Origin of the sequence: Catenibacterium sp. co_0103 (genome assembly GCF_004168205.1) — a bacterium.
GTDB lineage: Bacteria > Bacillota_I > Bacilli_A > Erysipelotrichales > Coprobacillaceae > Catenibacterium > Catenibacterium mitsuoka_A.
In genome coordinates this window covers 18321-34827 of the sequence record NZ_RCYB01000002.1, presented here as the reverse complement: position 1 = coordinate 34827, position 16507 = coordinate 18321, and the positions used below count along the sequence as shown (strand labels likewise).

Genomic DNA, 16507 nt, shown 5'->3' with positions numbered 1-16507 from the left:
AATGGTAAAAAGAGGCAAATTAAGCAGAGAGGCATAATAAAGCCTCTTTTTTTATTACTTGATGAGAAAGGGGTGCGACTATGACAGAAAAGCAGAAACTATTTTGTGATGAGTATCTAAAAGATACTAATGCTACAAGAGCATATTTAGCAGTATATGATAATTGTAAAAGTGCCATAAGTGCAGCACCTCTTGCCTCTAAGCTTTTAAAAAAAGAAGAGATACAAAAGTATATCTCTGAAAAGATGGAAGAAATCCATAATGAGAACACCGCAGATATTCAAGAAATAGTTGAGTATTTAACATCTGTTATGCGCGCTAAATCAGAGTCTTATGTAATGATCATGAACGGTAACGGTATGCAGAAGGTCATACAGAAGCCTCCGGACGAGAAAGAAAGGCTTAAAGCTGCTGAATTATTAGGCAAGCGTTTTGGTATGTTTACGGAAAATGTAGATGTTACATCGAACGGCAAGACAGTAATCGTGGATGATATAGATGAAAGTTAGTTTAAAGTCCATTATTGGTCCTGCTTTCTATGATGTTCATAAGCATATCAAAAACAATGATTACACGCACTATTGGTTAAAAGGTGGCCGTGGATCATTGAAGTCTTCATTCATTGGTACTGAAATTCCTTTAGGCATCATGAGGGATGCACAAAAGGGACTGATGAGCAATGCAGTTGTTATCAGACGTGTAAAAGATACATTGAGAGGTTCAGTATATGAACAAATCAAATGGGCTATTTACATGATGAAAGTTGAAAATGAATGGGAGATGCCTGACTCAAAACTGCAGATGACTTACAAGCCAACAGGACAAGTCATCATATTTAAAGGTGCTGACAATCCTAAAAAGTTGAAATCAACAAAGGTGTTTGTAGGTTATATAAAATATGTTTGGTTTGAAGAATGTGATGAGTTTGAAAGTCATGACAAGATCACCAATATCAATCAGTCTTTGCTTCGTGGTGGTCCTGAATATTGTGTGTTCTACTCTTTTAACCCTCCTGAAAGCCAAAGAAATTGGTGCAACAAAGAAGTTTTAGTAAAAAGGGATGATACATATGTCTCTCACACTACTTATCTTCAAGCACCGAAAGAATGGCTTGGAGAACAGTTTTTAATTGAAGCTGAACATATGAAAAAAGTTAAGCCTGAAAAATACTGTCATGATTATTTAGGTGAAGTTACTGGTACAGGCGGTGAGGTTTTTACAAACCTTGATATACGTGAGATAACCGACGAGGAAATACAGGTATTCGATAGATTAAAAAACGGATTGGACTTTGGTTATGCTGGTGACCCATTGGCATATGTCAAAGCAAACTATGACAAGACGCGCAGGCGTCTTTTTATTTTTGGTGAAGTATATGGAACTAGACTATCAAATGCCAAGGCCGTGAAACTCATAAAAGAGATCAACCCACTCAATAAGCTAGTCACTGCTGATTCAGCTGAACCAAGAACTATTAATGAATTCAAGTTATTAGGTCTCAATATCATCGGTGCAAAGAAAGGCGCTGACAGTGTGGACAATGGAATAAAGTTCCTTCAGGACTTAGACAAGATAATTATAGATCCTGTTAGATGCCCCAATGCTGCACGTGAATTCAATGACTATGAAATTGAAATGGATAGAGACGGCAACCTTAGAGGGGAGTTCCCCGACAGAAACAACCACACTATAGATGCGGTTAGATATGCTATAGAAAATGAAATCCTTATGAAAAAGGCAAGAGCAGGAAAGAGGAGATTTTAAAAGATGTATTATACTTTCACGATTCCACGAGAAGAATTCGACGAGACAAACATAGACAGAAGCATGATCCTTCGTCTCATTAGCAAGCATTATAGTATTCGTGCTCCTGAGATATTGAAGAATGTTGGCTATTACTTTGGTAAGCATGCCATCATGAACAGGAAAAAGAAGTTCAAGAACCAGCCGAACAATAAGATCATGGTAAACCATGCTAAAGATATATCAGATACAGCAACGGGCTATTTTCTTTCAAACCCTATCACATTCAAGAAGAATACAGAAGACGGCAATATTGACAAGCTGACAGGTGCTTTTGTTGATGCTGAAACAGATGATACAGATTCATGCAATGCCATCAATATGTCACGTGCTGGTGTCGCTTATGAGTATGTTTACTTATGTGAGCATGAAAGCAAGCTGATGACCAAGACACTTGACCCATTGTCAACATTCAAAGTTTTCGATGCTTCAATTGAACAGCATGAACTATTCAGCGTTTATTATTCGATTGAAAAAGATGATTCTACTGACAGGTTCAATATCATCGCAACAGTAACAACTGAGAACTATGTCACAAGAATCGGAATCACTTGCAATGAGGAATTCGAAAAAGGCGAGTTTTCAGAACTAGGTGAGCCTTATCCACATTTCTTAGGTGAGGACCCTATCATTGAGTATAGAAACAACATGGACTGCATTGGAGACTATGAACAGCAGATTTCTCTAATTGACGCATACAATACATTATGCTCTGACAGAATCAACGATAAGGAGCAGTTCATTGACGCAGTACTTGTTGTCTATGGTGCTCTTTTAGGTGATGACGATGAAGAAGAAACAAAAGCGCTCCAGGCTATCCGTAAGAATGGTGTTATGGAACTTCCTAGTGATGCACGCTCTGAATATCTGACTAGAACATTTGACGAGAATGCTGTGGAAACACTCAAGCGCTCAATAAAGGAAGATATCTATTCACTTTCTCATGTTCCTAATCTGACAGATGAAAACTTTGCTGGCAACAGTTCAGGCATTGCCATTCAATATAAGCTTCTAGCACTTGAGACTCTCACCAAGACAAAAGAGAGATATTACAAGAAAGGGCTTAAGAAGCGTATAAGAATGTTCTGTACTTACCTCAATCTAAAGGCAATTGCTGCTGATCAGTCAATGATTGAGCCTGTATTTACAAGAGGATTACCACAGAACCGTCTTGAATTATCACAGATTATTGCGAATCTTAAAGGTGTTGTATCAACTAAGACACTTCTTGCACTCCTTGACTTTGTTTCAAACGTCGATGATGAAATGAAAGAAGTCAAAAAAGAAAAACAGGAAGCACTTGAAACACAGAAGCAGTTATTTGATACCGAAAATCAGAATACTCCTCCAGAAGATGAAGAAGAAACAGATGATCACAAGGAAGATGGTAATAATGATGATGACAAAGACAAGGAATAATAGTGCTCTGTTATGACTAACATCAAAAACATAAAGTACTGGGAGATGCGAGAAGCAAGGAACATGTACAAGGATATGCAGTTGGCTGAGGACTGCGCCAAAGAGTTGAGCGTAATCTATAGCAAGGCTGCAATCTACACTGCCAAACAGATTGAGGGAATATTCAATAGATTCGCTTCAAAGCATCATCTGACAAGAGACGAGGCAATTAATCTTCTTTCAGAGGCTGACAGCAGAAATTTCGAAAAACTGCTTGAGGTATACAAGAATAAGACAGGCGCCCAAAAAAGAGAGGTGCTAGCAGAATTGGAAGCCCCAGCATACAAGAACCGTATGAAGAGGCTTGATGATATTAACAATTCAATTAATAAGCTGATTAATACCCTTGCATCCAAGGAAAGAGATGCAATAGGGAAGACAATGCGAAAGGTCTATGAAAGCAGTTATCACCATGCAGTATATGAAGCTGCAAGAATGAGCGGTCTAGATCTTCAGACAGGCCCTATTGATGAAGGCGCTCTTGAAACCATTCTGAAAAAGAAATGGTCAGGTCAGAACTATTCCGAAAGAGTATGGAACAATACTCAGAAGGTGGCCGATGCACTAAAAGAGGAGCTCATGATAGGAGCACTTACAGGAAAGACAGAGAAGGAAATGACCGACTCAATCAACGAACAGTTCCTATCAGGTAGAAATAAAGCTAGAAGACTTGTAAGAACCGAATCATCATACATTCACAATGAGGCGCACTTCCAGGCTTACAAGGATTACGGCATAGAGGAGTATAGATTTGTTGCAACACTAGACCTTAGAACGTCTCAAATTTGCCGTGAGAGAGACGGAAGTGTATACAGGGTGAATGATAAGATGATAGGCGTAAACGCCCCTCCAATGCACCCATGGTGCCGTTCTACTACTATTATGAATCTTGACGATGAAACTATGCATAATCTAGAAAGATTTGCAAGGGACCCTGTTACAGGTGAAAGGATGAAAGTTCCAGCGGATGAGACTTATAAAGAGTGGCATAAGAGAATGGTTGAAAAGCATGGTGCAGATGCAATTAACACTGCTGAGAAATTAGTTGAGAATCGTTCTAGTGACAGGAAACAGCAAATAAAATACCTCGATTTGTTGGGTAAGCAAAATATACCTTTATCACTATCAGAATTTCAAAATTTGAAGTATAATGATAAAGAGAATTGGTTACTATTACAAAAATACAAGAGATCGCGTAGCTCAGGAAAATTATCAGCATTTTCAACATTTGAAGACTATAAGAAGTATCGTAAAATCATACAAGATGAAATTGTTGGGCGTACAACTAAGGATGGAGTTGTAATAAAATCGCAAAGTGACCATTTTATCGAAAGAGTATTAGGGACAACCGAAAAAGAAGGCCCTCAAAAGAATAAGAAACGTGAAGGTGTTGAAATAGAGGATGTTATTTCTGCATTAACTGACCCAGAAAAAATAATCGAAAAAGAAAATGGGAAACGTATAAGCAGAAAGTATATAGGTGAAAACGTAGAAGTTACACTTAACCCTGATACTGGAAATTTAATTCAAACAAACCCTAAGAAAAGAGAGTGAATTGTGATGTACAAATTATTGGATGAAGATGTGAAATTATTGAAAAAGCTGCTTCTTATGAAAGATTGGAACCCGGAAGATGGTTATTCAAAAGAATGTGTTATTGAATATGTTAATGCGAATAGAGAACTAAATAATGAAGAGATTAATCAGATTCGTAATTACGTATTAGACAAGAATCTTGAATATGGATTTGATGATAATGAAGAACCTAATGAACTAGGGTATGCAACTGAAGAATTAGGCGATAGACTGTTTTATGCTATGGATGATTAGTTAAATCCTTTAGTTGATAAAAAGACAATGTGAAAGGACTTGGAATATATGGCAAGAGATGATTATCATGTAATTGTTTATCAGATTCTATCCTACCTGTATATGCAGCTAAAGCATGGGAAGGATATTGATGCATCACTCATAAGACATGATAGTAAATATCTGCAGATCAACAGAAAGTACTGGACTTATGTCATTGTGAATCTGTTGAATGAGGGATATATCAGTGGGATAGTAATTGACCAGGATATAGACGAAAACGTAGAAATATATAACCTTGATAAATGTGAGATTACACCAAAAGGAATAGAATACCTTACTGATAATTCAACTATTGAAAAAGCCAAGCGATTTATGAAAGACTTGAAAGATATATTACCGTTCGTATAAGCCGACTATCTAGTCGGTTTTTATTTTGCTCAATTTCAAGAAAGGAGAACCATATGGCTGAAGGATTGAAACCACATCATCACCAGTACTTTGAGTATGACTGTAAAAGTCATTTTGACAGCCGTAGGCACGTCATTGTTAAGAAGGTGACATATATGTGCATGATATGCGGAAAACTCTCACACGAGACATATGAAGAGTACTGTCCGCCTCCCAAGGAAAGAAAACCTAAAGCATTGATGAAATACAGAAGCAGACAGAAGAGCGGTTGATGTTCTTCTTTTTTTTCTGTTTGTCCATAACGTGCATATGACATTAAAAGGTGCATGGATATAACAGTCATACGGACTATAAACGGAGGAATTAAGTTATGGAATATATTAAGAATATGATGCCTTTGAACCTTCAGCTTTTTGCGGAAGAAGGGGAAGAGGGGGAAGAAGATACAGGCGATGAAGGGAATCCCGATAATGCGCAGTCAGGTGAACCTGAAGATGGTAAAGCCAAAGTAACAACCCTCACAGAAGACGATGTGGACAGAATCGTCCAGAAGAGACTTGCCCGTGCAAGAAAGAAGTGGGATAAGGATCATACGGAAGCCGAAAGGCTTCAAAAGATGACAGATGATGAAAAGAAGCAGTATGAGGAAGACAAGAGAAAAGAAGAACTTGACAATAGAGAAGCAGCAATTACTCGTAGAGAACTGACTGCAGTTGCCAAGGAACAGCTTAATGCTGCAGGAGTTCCAGCAGGCATGGCTGACTTCATTGACTACACTGATGCTGATTCCGTAAATGAATCTGTCAAAAGACTCTCTAAAGCATTCAAGGGAGCGGTTCAGCAGTCTGTTGATGACCGATTAAAAGGGAAAGCACCTTTAGACAAGGCAAAAAACAATGTATTGACTGCTGAAGAAGAGAATGCAAGAAAGGCATTCGCAAATGCACTTAAATTTTAGAAAAGAGGTATAGAACATGGCAATTAACACATTACAGTATTCAACTATTTTTCAGACTGAACTAGATAAACAGATGGAGCATCTCACTCTTACATCATGGATGGATGCCAATGCCGGACAGATTAAGTATGACGGTGGTGCAGAGGTAAAAATCCCTAAGATGTCATTAGTGGGCTTAGGAGACTATAACAGAGATGAAGGATATAAACAGGGTGCTGTTACTCTTGAATATGAAACATTCAGGATGACACAGGACCGTGGAAGAAAGTTCCTTCTTGATGCAATGGATGTAAACGAAACTAACTTTGTGGCTTCTGCTGGCACTGTCATGGGAGAATTCCAGCGTTTACATGTTGCCCCTGAAGTAGATGCTTACCGTATTTCTAAGGTTGTTTCTGATGTTACAACGAAGAAATCAGCCAACATCCTAACAACTGTATTGACTGAACAGAATATTCTTTCTGAATTAGAAAAGGCAGCGGATACTATCCGTGATAAGGGATATCAGGGCGATATCATCTGTCATATTACATATGATACTTTAAGATTATTAAAGGAAAAGATGGTAAACAGCAACCTTACATCAGGTAAATTAACTATTGGAAATATCACATTAGACATCTATAAGCTTGATGAAATCACATTCATTCCTACACCAAAGAACAGAATGTATTCAGCTATCAAGGTTGATGCTGGAGCAACAAAAGACGCAGGTGGATATACAAAAGGTGAAACTGCTAAGGATGTAAACTTCTTAATGGCGCCAATCAATAGTGTTATCGGTGTTACTAAACAGGACAAGACAAGAGTATTTGACCCTGATACTAACCAGGATGCAAATGCTTGGCAGATTGACTATAGAAGATATCATGACTGCTGGGAAAAGGACAACATGCTTGACCTAATCATTGCTAACGTCTCAGCTGGTGCATAATGATCATTGTAAAAAGAATCAACGTTGAAAGGGCCATCCATGAGGATGACCTTCAGCGTTATACAGAACAGGGATATCGTGTCATTGAAGACAAGAAGAATGATGAAGATACTCCTGTAGAAAACAATGAAGTGACGGACCTCAACGATATGACTGTTGACCAGTTAAAGACTATTGCAAAGGAAAAGGGCGTTAGCGGATATTCTAGTCTTGTTAAAAAGGAACTGGTCGCAGTTCTCACTAAGATGCAGGAGGAGTAATCTATGGATCTAGTTGAGATTGTTGCTGAAAGAACAGGAACGAGTCAGGAGCGTGCAAAAATCTATGTTGAAATGGCAAAACAGCGTGCTCTTGCACATACGAACCGCACTGTATACATCACTGCAATGGATTTCTGTGTGGCTGATCTAGCATGTGCCATGTACTTCAGAGAGGGCATGGTCGGAGAATCATCACATTCAGAAGGTGGCATCACATCTACTTTTCAGTCTTCCACTTATGAAGATATTCTCTCAACTCTCAACAACTTAAGACTTATTCGTGCAGGAGGAATCGTGCACGAAAAGAAGCCGGAGGGGAATCAATGAGACTTTCAGCGCTTAAGAACTATCCTGTATATGAGCCTGTCATTGAAAAAGATGGTGAAGGTGTCACCACTGAAAAGTGGATCAAGAGAAAATCAATGCTTCTTGAGATATGGCCTGCATCCGGTAAGTTACAGGCTGAAATGTATGGGGAGAGACTGAACTACATTCTTAATATGATTATTCCTAAGAATAAGGATGATGATTTCAGACCCACTGAAAAGTGGGGCGTGAATGTCTATAATCAGTCAATCGATGAACCGGATTATAGGATCATCAGCATGAAGGAATATAACAGACACTATCTCTATGAACTGGAGAAGATTATTAAATGAGCCTCAATGGTGCTAATGAATTATTTAGAAAGCTTCGTGCTATAGATGCCGTTCTTGAGAATCCAGAACAGGTTCTTGGAAAGGCTGCGGAAACAATCAGAAGTGGTTGCGTTCTTGAATGTCCTGTAAATAATGGTGAATTAAGAAATTCCATTAAGACAAGAGTTGAAGGCGACAAGGGATATGTTTATACAAATAAGGCATATGCTCAATATGTTGAATTCGGAACAGGTCGAAAAGGTGCAGCAGATCATGCTGGAATATCTCCATATGTACATCCTTCTTATACTATGGAACCTTGGTGGATTCCTGAAGAGAAGTTATCAGAAGAAGCAATAAATAACTATCATTGGGTAGTTATCGAGGTTGATGGAAAGAGATATTACAGGTCGGATGGACAGCCTGCACAGCCATTCATGTACCAGGGAGCAAAGAAGACTGAAAAGAAAGCAGTAAAAGATGCTGGTATAGTAATCAGCCAGTTAATTGAAAAGGATTAAAAGCATATGATCAACATTAAAGATAAAGTATATAAGGCTCTGACAGATGAAGGCCTTGAAGTCACTGATATCTATCCTAAGGACTGGGCAAAGCTTCCAGCAGTTCAGTATGTTGAGGAAGATAACAGCGTGGCAGAATGGACGGATGACAAGGAGCAGACATCACATGTCCTTTACAGAATCGAAATCTGGGATACTAAGAGTACATCGGGTACAGCCTTGAAAGTTGATAAGGCATTATCAGCAATGGGGCTAAAGAGAGTATCATGCAGAGATATTGATGATGCATCAGGACTTAGACACAAGAAAATGAGTTATGAAGCATTTTATGATAGTGATTACATCTATCACGGTATGTAACTGATAAGGAGGAATTATATAATGCTAGCAAATGGCGCTAAATTATCTTATGACAAGACAAACAAGGGAACTACTTTCACTGACCTTCCAGGGTTGAAGAAGATTCCTGACATGGGTATTGAAAAAGAAAAAGTTGAAAACTCTTCACTTGATGATACAGTTAAGGTCTATGAGTTTGGTATCGGAGACCCTGGAGACCTTGAATATACATTCAAGTATGACAACAGCAAAGCAACATCTTCATACAGATTAATGAGGGAACTAGAAAAAACAGGGGCTACCGCAATGTTCAAGGAAACATTGAAGGACGGCACTACAACTACATTCTCAGGACAGGTCACTGTTAAAAGAGCGGGCGGTGGTGTCAATGATGCTATTGAATTTACTGTTGCAATCGCATTACAGTCTGAACTCACTATTACTGATCCAGCAGAAGCAGCAGCATAGAAAGGAAGATATAGATAAATGGTAGAAAAAGCAAAAAGAAAACCGTTCATTATTTGGAAAATCGGTGAAGAAGAATACAAATTAAAACTGACAACAGGAGAAATCTCTAGACTAGAACAGATGTATGGTGGAAGTCTTATCAACCTTCTTAATACAGAAACAGGCATGACACCATTATGCACTATGCTGGACATCACACATGGAGGTCTTCAGAAATTCAACAGCAACATCGACAGAAGCGATGTGAATGATATGTTTGATAGATACATCGATGAAGGTGGCTCACAGACAGAGTTCCTTAGTGATGTTCTTATTCCATTGTTCCAGGTATCGGGTTTTTTCTCTGGGGCTCTCGAAACGAAAATGGAAAAGGAAATGGCGGAAGCCAAGAAGAATCTCTAGAAGATATCCTGATTACAGATTACATATACAAGGCGGTCTATGATCCAGCGCTTGATGCTGGAGTAGACCCCTTTTCATTTTGGAATTATTCGTTAGATGAGCTATACGATATTATTTCAGCGCATGAAAGAAAGAAAAAAGAAATGGTGCGACAGGAAGCGATATCTCTTCAGATACAGGCTCTTCAGATAAGGGATTGTATTTCTGCTGTCCTTAACGGCAAGGATGATTCATTCACTCCTGCACAATTGTGGGACTTCTATCCTTCACTTTTTGAAGAGGATAAGAAAGAGTTTGAAAAAGAGAAGGAAAGAAAAGAGATTGCAAGCGCTAGATCTTCTCGTATTGCCTTCAGTAGAAGACATAATAAAGCACTAAGAAAAAGAAAGGCGGTGATGCAGAATGACGGTAGAGGAACTGCAGATAGTAATATCTGCACAGACGAAATCAGCGAAATCAGAACTGAACAGCGTGAAGAATGAAGTCACCGGCCTAAAGAATCATGTTGATAAGGTCACAGGCTCAATTGGCAATTCATTCAAGAGTATCCGCAATATTGTGGCGGGTCTTGGTATTGCTTCTCTGATTAAATCAACGATATTAGGGAATGTTGATGCTGCAATCAAGAGAGTTGATACTCTTAGCAACTATAGCCGTGTGATGTCAAATCTAGGTGTTGGGAGCGTTCAAGCGAATGCATCTGTACAGAAACTAAGCAATAAGCTTATTGGGCTCCCAACAACCCTAGATGATGCATCAGGCGCAGTACAGAGATTCACATCAGTGAACAGTAACATCTCTAGATCAACAGATATGTTCCTTGCACTAAATAATGCTATTCTAGCCGGCGGTGCAAGTTCTGAGATACAGAAATCAGCCTTAGAACAGTTGTCACAGTCATATGCTAAGGGTAAACCTGATATGTTTGAATGGCGTTCAGCGATGACTGCAATGCCTGCACAGATGAAACAGGTGGCTGAGGCCATGGGTTTTGTCAATGCTTCAGCATTAGGCGAGGCATTAAGAAACGGAACTGTATCTATGGACCAGTTCATGAATACTCTTATGCAGTTAAACACTCAGGGCATTAACGGCTATCAGTCATTTGAGGAACAGGCAAGAAATGCGACAGGTGGAATTTCTACATCAATCGCTAATATGAGAACAGCTATTGTTAGATGTATGTCCGAAGTAATGAATACAATCGGGCAGTCTAATATTGCTGGATTCTTTACTAATATTGCAAAGGCAATTAACTCATGCGTCCCATATGTTGTTGCATTCACTAAAGTTGTTATGGTCGCCGTTGGGTATCTGACGGCACTGTTTGGCGGCAAGTCAAAGAAGTTGAGTTCTTCTTTTGGTGGAGTGTCAAACAATGCTAAGAAGGCAGCAGGAAACACAGGGGCTCTTGCAAAGAATATGAACGATGCTTCCAATAGTTCGCAGAAGCTTTCTAAAGGCGCAAGCGGAACAGGAAGAGGATTAAAAAAGGCAGCAGGTAATGCTTCTAAACTCAAGAAGGAATTGAAAGGAGCTCTTGCTGGATTCGATGCAATCAATAACATCAATTCAAGCAATGGTTCAAGTGATCCGTCTTCAGGTGGCTCAGGTGGTTCGGGCGGTGCTGGTGGTACCGGTGGCATTGGTGATATAGGAAGCATAGGTGCTGATGCGTTTGATACTGGAAGTATGACTGCACCACTCGAAGAAGTAGACAAGCAGTTAGAGGAAATCAAGAAGAAGGTTGCGGAATTCTTCCAGCCATTAAAGCAGTCATGGGATAAGTTTGGTGCGCCGATGATTGCAGCTGCAGTATATGCATTTAATGGTGTCAAGAATCTTCTTATGGAAATCGGCAAGTCAATGTATACAGTGTGGGAAAACGGCACGGGCGCAAAGACTGTTGAACTGATATTGAAGATATTCACTAACATCTTCAAGATAATTGGCAATATCTCTCAAGGACTGGCCGATGCATGGAACACTGCAGGCCTAGGTGATTCAATCATCCAGCATTTATGGAATATATTTAACTCTATATTGAAGATCATCAATGAGATTCTGAAAATTGTGAGAGATGTTACTAAAGCGATTGACTGGACTGCTGTATTAGGTGCAGTGGATGTGGTTCTTATTATCATTGATGGGTTATTCTCTTTCATAGCAGATAATGTAGGTCGTATTCTTGGCATACTTTCAGTTATTGCGGGATTATCATTATTTTCTACTCTTGCTGGAATTCTTGGTACTGTTATCACACAGATACAGCTTGCAGTGGGAGTGTTTTCAGGTTGGGCATCGCTTGCAACTGCATTGAGCGGTGCGTTCGGAATTCTTCCACAGATATTCGCATCTATTGTAATGGCTGTGAATCCTGTAAATATCATCATTGGGGCAGTCATTGCTACAGTGGTAGATTTATGGCAGAAGAGTAAGAGCTTCAGAGATGACATAGTAAGCATTCTAGGAAATATTGCTACTATTGTTCAGAAGGTGTTTATGAATATTGTTGCACCTATCATTGATACAGTTGGTAAAATCATCATGGATTTTGTGGAAACTGTTCTCAAACCGTTGTGGAACGCATGGGAGAATGTATTCCAGAGCATAATGGGATTATTAAGTGATTTTCTAAAGTTCGCCACACCTATATTCAGTACGATTCTTGATATTCTAGGACCTGTATTCGAATTGGCCTTAACACTATTGAGAGGTGTATTTGATATGGTATTTGCTGCAATTAGGGGAATTATTGAACGCGCAGACAAAACAATATGCGAAAGAGTCAACAATATCAGAGAATTCTTCCGTAATCTAGGTGAATGGATGGAAGGAACTTTCGGTTTCAAATGGAAGAATGTGTTTGAAACGGTTAAGAATGCCGTCAAGGCATTCAGAGACTACGTGGGCCCTATCATTAATTCATTGGAAGTTGTTTTCTTGGGTCTTACTAGCTTTATCAGTGGTGTATTCTCAGGCAACTGGAGAAGAGCATGGTTTGGTGTCAGACAGATATTTGAAAGTATTGTTTCTGGATTAAGCCACATCTTCAAGGCTCCATTGAATTTCATGATTGATGGAATCAATAAATTCTTAAGCGGTATCGGCAAGATAAAGATTCCTGACTGGGTTCCTGGAGTCGGTGGAAAAGGATTCTCAATTCCTAGGATTCCTAGACTCGCAAAAGGTGGTATCGTAAGTGCATCCACTATTGCCAATATTGGTGAAGCAGGAACAGAAGCAGTAATACCATTACAGAGAAACACACAGGGACTTGATATGATTGCTGAAAAGATTTCAGAAAGATTATCACTTCCTCAGAATGACGGCACAGGCGCTACCTATGTCATTAAATTAGTACTTGATGACGGTAGAGTAATCACAAAGATGGTGATTGACAATATCAAGGATTATGAAGCACGCACAGGCAAGCCTGTATTTGACTATTAGGGGGTGGAATAAATGGCAGATGAAGCGAAAATCAAGATAAACGGAACACTTATTCCGACTCCTTCAGAGATTAGCGTAGAAATCAATGATCTAGATTCGGATAGTGTCAGACCTGTCTCAACAGGCATCTTAAGAAGAAATAGAATACGTTCTAACATGCTTAAGATTACATGTACATATAAGTTGAATACATTTACAGATGTAATGAATATTTTGAAGGTACTCACTCCGGCAGAGTTCACGGCAGAACTCTACATTCCTGATCATGGTATCAGAGGAACCAAGAAGATGTATGCTTCAAATAAGAAGTACAATTATAAGAGAGTGCAGTCTGGTCTAAAGGCAGATTCATTCTCTTTCTCTCTGATTGAGGTGTGATCATATGCTTATAAAGTATGGAGAGACAAATGTAACGGACAGACTTCTTGATTATAAGATGTCTGTCTCTTTTGCTGACTGCCGTATGATAGGCAACGTTCCATCAATTGAATTGACAATGAAGTTCGATAACTATGACGGCATTCTTGACAATATCGACATCAGCAAGTACTGGGAAGTCAAGGAGAATGATGCATCTGATACAAGATACTTCAAGGTGTATGACCAGCCGGAGAAGTACACCAAGGAACTCACTCTCAAGATGTATGACAACAACTATTCTCTTGACAAGGCATACGATACTAAACTGTCTTATCCTGTCACTATAAAAGACCAGCTAGACGAGATTGAAAGTCTGACTGGTCTTTCTATTATTCGTGAAGGAATACCGCAGTACGTTCTTGATAAGAGCGTATCATGGTATGATAACACGATTGTGATAAGAAACTATCTTGGGTGGATTGCTGAACTGTTTGGGGCTAATGTCTATGCAAAGGGAATTGATTCTATTAGATTTGTTCCCATTGAAAAGACTGCATTTGCAACTACACAGGATTTAACAGATTATGAGAAGAATGAAGTGTATACACTCACAAGAGTATATGCTGAAAATGGTCTCAATCCTCTTTCTAAAGGCGACGAAACAGGAAATACGCTATTTATTGATTCAGCAAATCTATATGCAGATGAACAGAGCATTATAGACAGCATCTATGACAGACTTAAAGGATTGACTTTCAACCAGGTGAAGAATGTCACAATGATATCGATTGATAACCTTCTTCCTGGTGCTCTTGTCAATTATAACAATAATGAATTCACTTTCTTTGTATCGGATCTAACTGTCAATTACAAAGGTGGACAGTTCTCTATGTCTACGGTTGACGGCAGTGTGACAACAAAGAATGAAGAAAAGACAGTGAATCGTGTATCTAATACAACACGAATCAGAAAGCTGCAGGTCAAACAGGACCAGGAATCATTGAAACTAGATATAATCGCAAAGGAACAGGAAGGCATCAATGACAAGATGGCGCAATTAAGCCTGTCCAATGAGAAGATATCACTAAGGGTTTCAGAAGTTGAAGAAAAGGCAGGAGAAGCAATCAAACAGGCACAGGGTTCAGTTAAGAAGTTTGTTTGTGAGTATGCTAGTTCAACAGATGGAGCTACACCACCAGAAACAGGTTGGTCAGAGACTGCACCGACATGGCGTCCTGGATTCTATATATGGCAGAGAACAGCTACGACGATCAACAATACTGTCACATACAGTACACCAGTATGTATAACAGGTGCAAAAGGCGAGGATTCTATATTATTGTGTATAGAATCATCAAACGGCACGACATTCAAGAACAGTGATGTGGCAACTATATTCACAGTGAATATCTATGTGGGCGGAGTTGTGATTGATAACTCTTCAAAATTGAGAGAAACATTTGGAGATAATGCATATCTGCAGTGGCTCATTAAAAGGCACGGAGAGACAGAATTCAGCAAGATCCCGTTAGATGATTCAAGACTCAACGATAACGGATTCATGTTTACTATTTCAGCAAAGGACATTAAATTCAAGGCAGTATTCAACTGCGAATTAAACATTTAGGAGGAAAATTATGGCAATTAAAGCGGTCAATCAGATTGACGTTATCGACTTAACCGATGGATATTCCGTCGTATTGACAAGTGATAGCCACACATTTTTAGGCACTACTACTTCTGTAAACGGCACACAGACAACTACTACACAGGTAATGGCATTGTGTGGTAATGAACAGGTTCCGTGTACTGTAGGAACTATCACATGTCCTACAGGAATTTCAGCAGTGTCTGACGGCAAGTCACCAATGCCAACAATCACAGTTACTGCAACATCTGCATTAACTAAGAGTGGCACTATCACTATTCCTATTGTTGTGAATGGTGATATTACAATCAACAAGACGTTCAGTTACTCAATCGCATTCAAGGGTCAGACAGGTCAGAATGGGACAAGTGTTACCGTAAGTTCTACTTCTGTAACTTACCAGGTCGGTGCAAGTGGAACTACTAAGCCAACAGGTGAATGGAGCGCTACTGTTCCAAATGTACCTAATGGTCAGTTCCTTTGGACTAAGACAGTAGTTAGGTATTCTGATGGCAAATCAACAGAAGCCTACTCAGTCTCTTACAAGGGTACAAACGGCTCAAATGGTTCAAACGGTACAAGCGTTACTGTAAGTTCAACATCTGTTACATACCAGGCAGGCACAAGCGGCACTACTCCTCCAACAGGAACTTGGAGTACTACAGTGCCTAGCGTGGCAAATGGTCAGTACTTATGGACAAAGACTGTTGTAAACTATTCGGATGGTAAGTCTACTGAATCATATTCTGTATCTTACAAAGGTACAAACGGAATCAACGGAACAAATGGCAAGGATGCTATTACCATGGCTATCACCTCAAGCGGTGGAACAATCTTCAAGAACACTGCTATTGCTACAACTTTAACTGCTCATGTTTATAAAGGTGGAGTTGAAGTGACTGGTTCTGCGTTATCTGCATTAGGAGCTATCAAGTGGTATAAGGACGGCGGAACTGCCGCAGTAGCAACAGGCGCGACATACACAATCGGTGCAGGTGATATCACAAACAAGGCAACATTCAGTGCTCAGCTAGAAGGTTAATTA

General features: G+C 39.4%; 21 protein-coding genes. All 21 read left to right on the top strand.

Going from position 1 to position 16507, the window contains the following annotated elements:
* Positions 1-80: 80 nt before the first annotated feature.
* The 21 genes from EAI80_RS00665 (at position 81) to EAI80_RS00565 (ending at position 16504) form a co-directional block, all read left to right on the top strand.
* Entirely contained in the window at positions 81-509 is a 429-nt protein-coding gene (locus tag EAI80_RS00665) for a terminase small subunit (RefSeq protein ID WP_129980547.1), read from the top strand.
* The gene (locus EAI80_RS00660; protein ID WP_129980546.1) at positions 499-1764 is read left to right on the top strand and encodes a PBSX family phage terminase large subunit; all 1266 of its coding nucleotides are present in this window, start codon (positions 499-501) and stop codon (positions 1762-1764) included. The genes EAI80_RS00665 and EAI80_RS00660 overlap by 11 nt, the downstream gene beginning before the upstream one ends.
* A 3-nt stretch (positions 1765-1767) precedes the next feature.
* Positions 1768-3222 (top strand): phage portal protein, encoded by a 1455-nt coding sequence (locus EAI80_RS00655; protein WP_129980545.1) that lies wholly within the window; start codon positions 1768-1770, stop codon positions 3220-3222.
* A 12-nt stretch (positions 3223-3234) separates the two neighbouring features.
* A complete protein-coding gene (locus EAI80_RS00650; RefSeq protein ID WP_129980544.1) occupies positions 3235-4815 on the top strand; it encodes a minor capsid protein in 1581 nt (526 codons plus the stop codon).
* Positions 4816-4821: 6 nt separating this feature from the next.
* The gene (locus tag EAI80_RS00645; protein WP_129980543.1) at positions 4822-5091 is read left to right on the top strand and encodes a hypothetical protein; all 270 of its coding nucleotides are present in this window, start codon (positions 4822-4824) and stop codon (positions 5089-5091) included.
* Positions 5092-5139: 48 nt separating this feature from the next.
* Positions 5140-5481, top strand: coding sequence for a YjcQ family protein (locus EAI80_RS00640; protein WP_129980542.1), 342 nt, complete (start codon positions 5140-5142; stop codon positions 5479-5481).
* A 53-nt stretch (positions 5482-5534) separates the two neighbouring features.
* A complete protein-coding gene (locus EAI80_RS00635) occupies positions 5535-5753 on the top strand; it encodes a hypothetical protein (protein ID WP_055232353.1) in 219 nt (72 codons plus the stop codon).
* Between the two features lie 98 nt (positions 5754-5851).
* Entirely contained in the window at positions 5852-6439 is a 588-nt protein-coding gene (locus EAI80_RS00630; RefSeq protein ID WP_129980541.1) for a DUF4355 domain-containing protein, read from the top strand.
* A 16-nt stretch (positions 6440-6455) separates the two neighbouring features.
* Positions 6456-7373: a hypothetical protein gene (locus tag EAI80_RS00625; protein WP_129980540.1), complete on the top strand. Its 918-nt coding sequence runs from the start codon at positions 6456-6458 to the stop codon at positions 7371-7373.
* A complete protein-coding gene (locus EAI80_RS00620; protein WP_055289266.1) occupies positions 7373-7633 on the top strand; it encodes a Rho termination factor N-terminal domain-containing protein in 261 nt (86 codons plus the stop codon). The genes EAI80_RS00625 and EAI80_RS00620 overlap by 1 nt, the downstream gene beginning before the upstream one ends.
* A gap of 3 nt (positions 7634-7636) precedes the next feature.
* Positions 7637-7960: a phage head-tail connector protein gene (locus EAI80_RS00615; protein WP_129980539.1), complete on the top strand. Its 324-nt coding sequence runs from the start codon at positions 7637-7639 to the stop codon at positions 7958-7960.
* Positions 7957-8292, top strand: coding sequence for a hypothetical protein (locus EAI80_RS00610; RefSeq protein WP_129980538.1), 336 nt, complete (start codon positions 7957-7959; stop codon positions 8290-8292). The genes EAI80_RS00615 and EAI80_RS00610 overlap by 4 nt, the downstream gene beginning before the upstream one ends.
* Positions 8289-8792, top strand: a complete 504-nt coding sequence (locus tag EAI80_RS00605; protein ID WP_129980537.1) for an HK97-gp10 family putative phage morphogenesis protein — start codon at positions 8289-8291, stop codon at positions 8790-8792. Before EAI80_RS00610 ends, EAI80_RS00605 begins: the two co-directional genes overlap by 4 nt.
* Positions 8793-8798: 6 nt before the next feature.
* Positions 8799-9152: a hypothetical protein gene (locus EAI80_RS00600; RefSeq protein ID WP_129980536.1), complete on the top strand. Its 354-nt coding sequence runs from the start codon at positions 8799-8801 to the stop codon at positions 9150-9152.
* A 21-nt stretch (positions 9153-9173) separates the two neighbouring features.
* A complete protein-coding gene (locus EAI80_RS00595) occupies positions 9174-9599 on the top strand; it encodes a phage tail tube protein (RefSeq protein ID WP_129980535.1) in 426 nt (141 codons plus the stop codon).
* An 18-nt stretch (positions 9600-9617) separates the two neighbouring features.
* Positions 9618-10001, top strand: coding sequence for a DUF6096 family protein (locus EAI80_RS00590; protein ID WP_129980534.1), 384 nt, complete (start codon positions 9618-9620; stop codon positions 9999-10001).
* Between the two features lie 143 nt (positions 10002-10144).
* Positions 10145-10483, top strand: coding sequence for a hypothetical protein (locus tag EAI80_RS00585; protein ID WP_129980533.1), 339 nt, complete (start codon positions 10145-10147; stop codon positions 10481-10483).
* The gene (locus tag EAI80_RS00580) at positions 10404-13454 is read left to right on the top strand and encodes a tape measure protein (protein ID WP_129980532.1); all 3051 of its coding nucleotides are present in this window, start codon (positions 10404-10406) and stop codon (positions 13452-13454) included. Before EAI80_RS00585 ends, EAI80_RS00580 begins: the two co-directional genes overlap by 80 nt.
* Before the next feature lie 12 nt (positions 13455-13466).
* A complete protein-coding gene (locus tag EAI80_RS00575) occupies positions 13467-13832 on the top strand; it encodes a DUF6711 family protein (protein ID WP_055232373.1) in 366 nt (121 codons plus the stop codon).
* Positions 13833-13836: 4 nt separating this feature from the next.
* Positions 13837-15441 carry a hypothetical protein gene (locus tag EAI80_RS00570; RefSeq protein WP_129980531.1) on the top strand — a complete coding sequence of 535 codons (1605 nt, stop codon included), beginning with the start codon at positions 13837-13839 and terminating at the stop codon, positions 15439-15441.
* 10 nt (positions 15442-15451) lie between these two features.
* Complete coding sequence (locus tag EAI80_RS00565) at positions 15452-16504, top strand: hypothetical protein (RefSeq protein WP_129980530.1); 1053 nt, start codon at positions 15452-15454, stop codon at positions 16502-16504.
* The last annotated feature ends 3 nt before the right edge of the window (positions 16505-16507 follow it).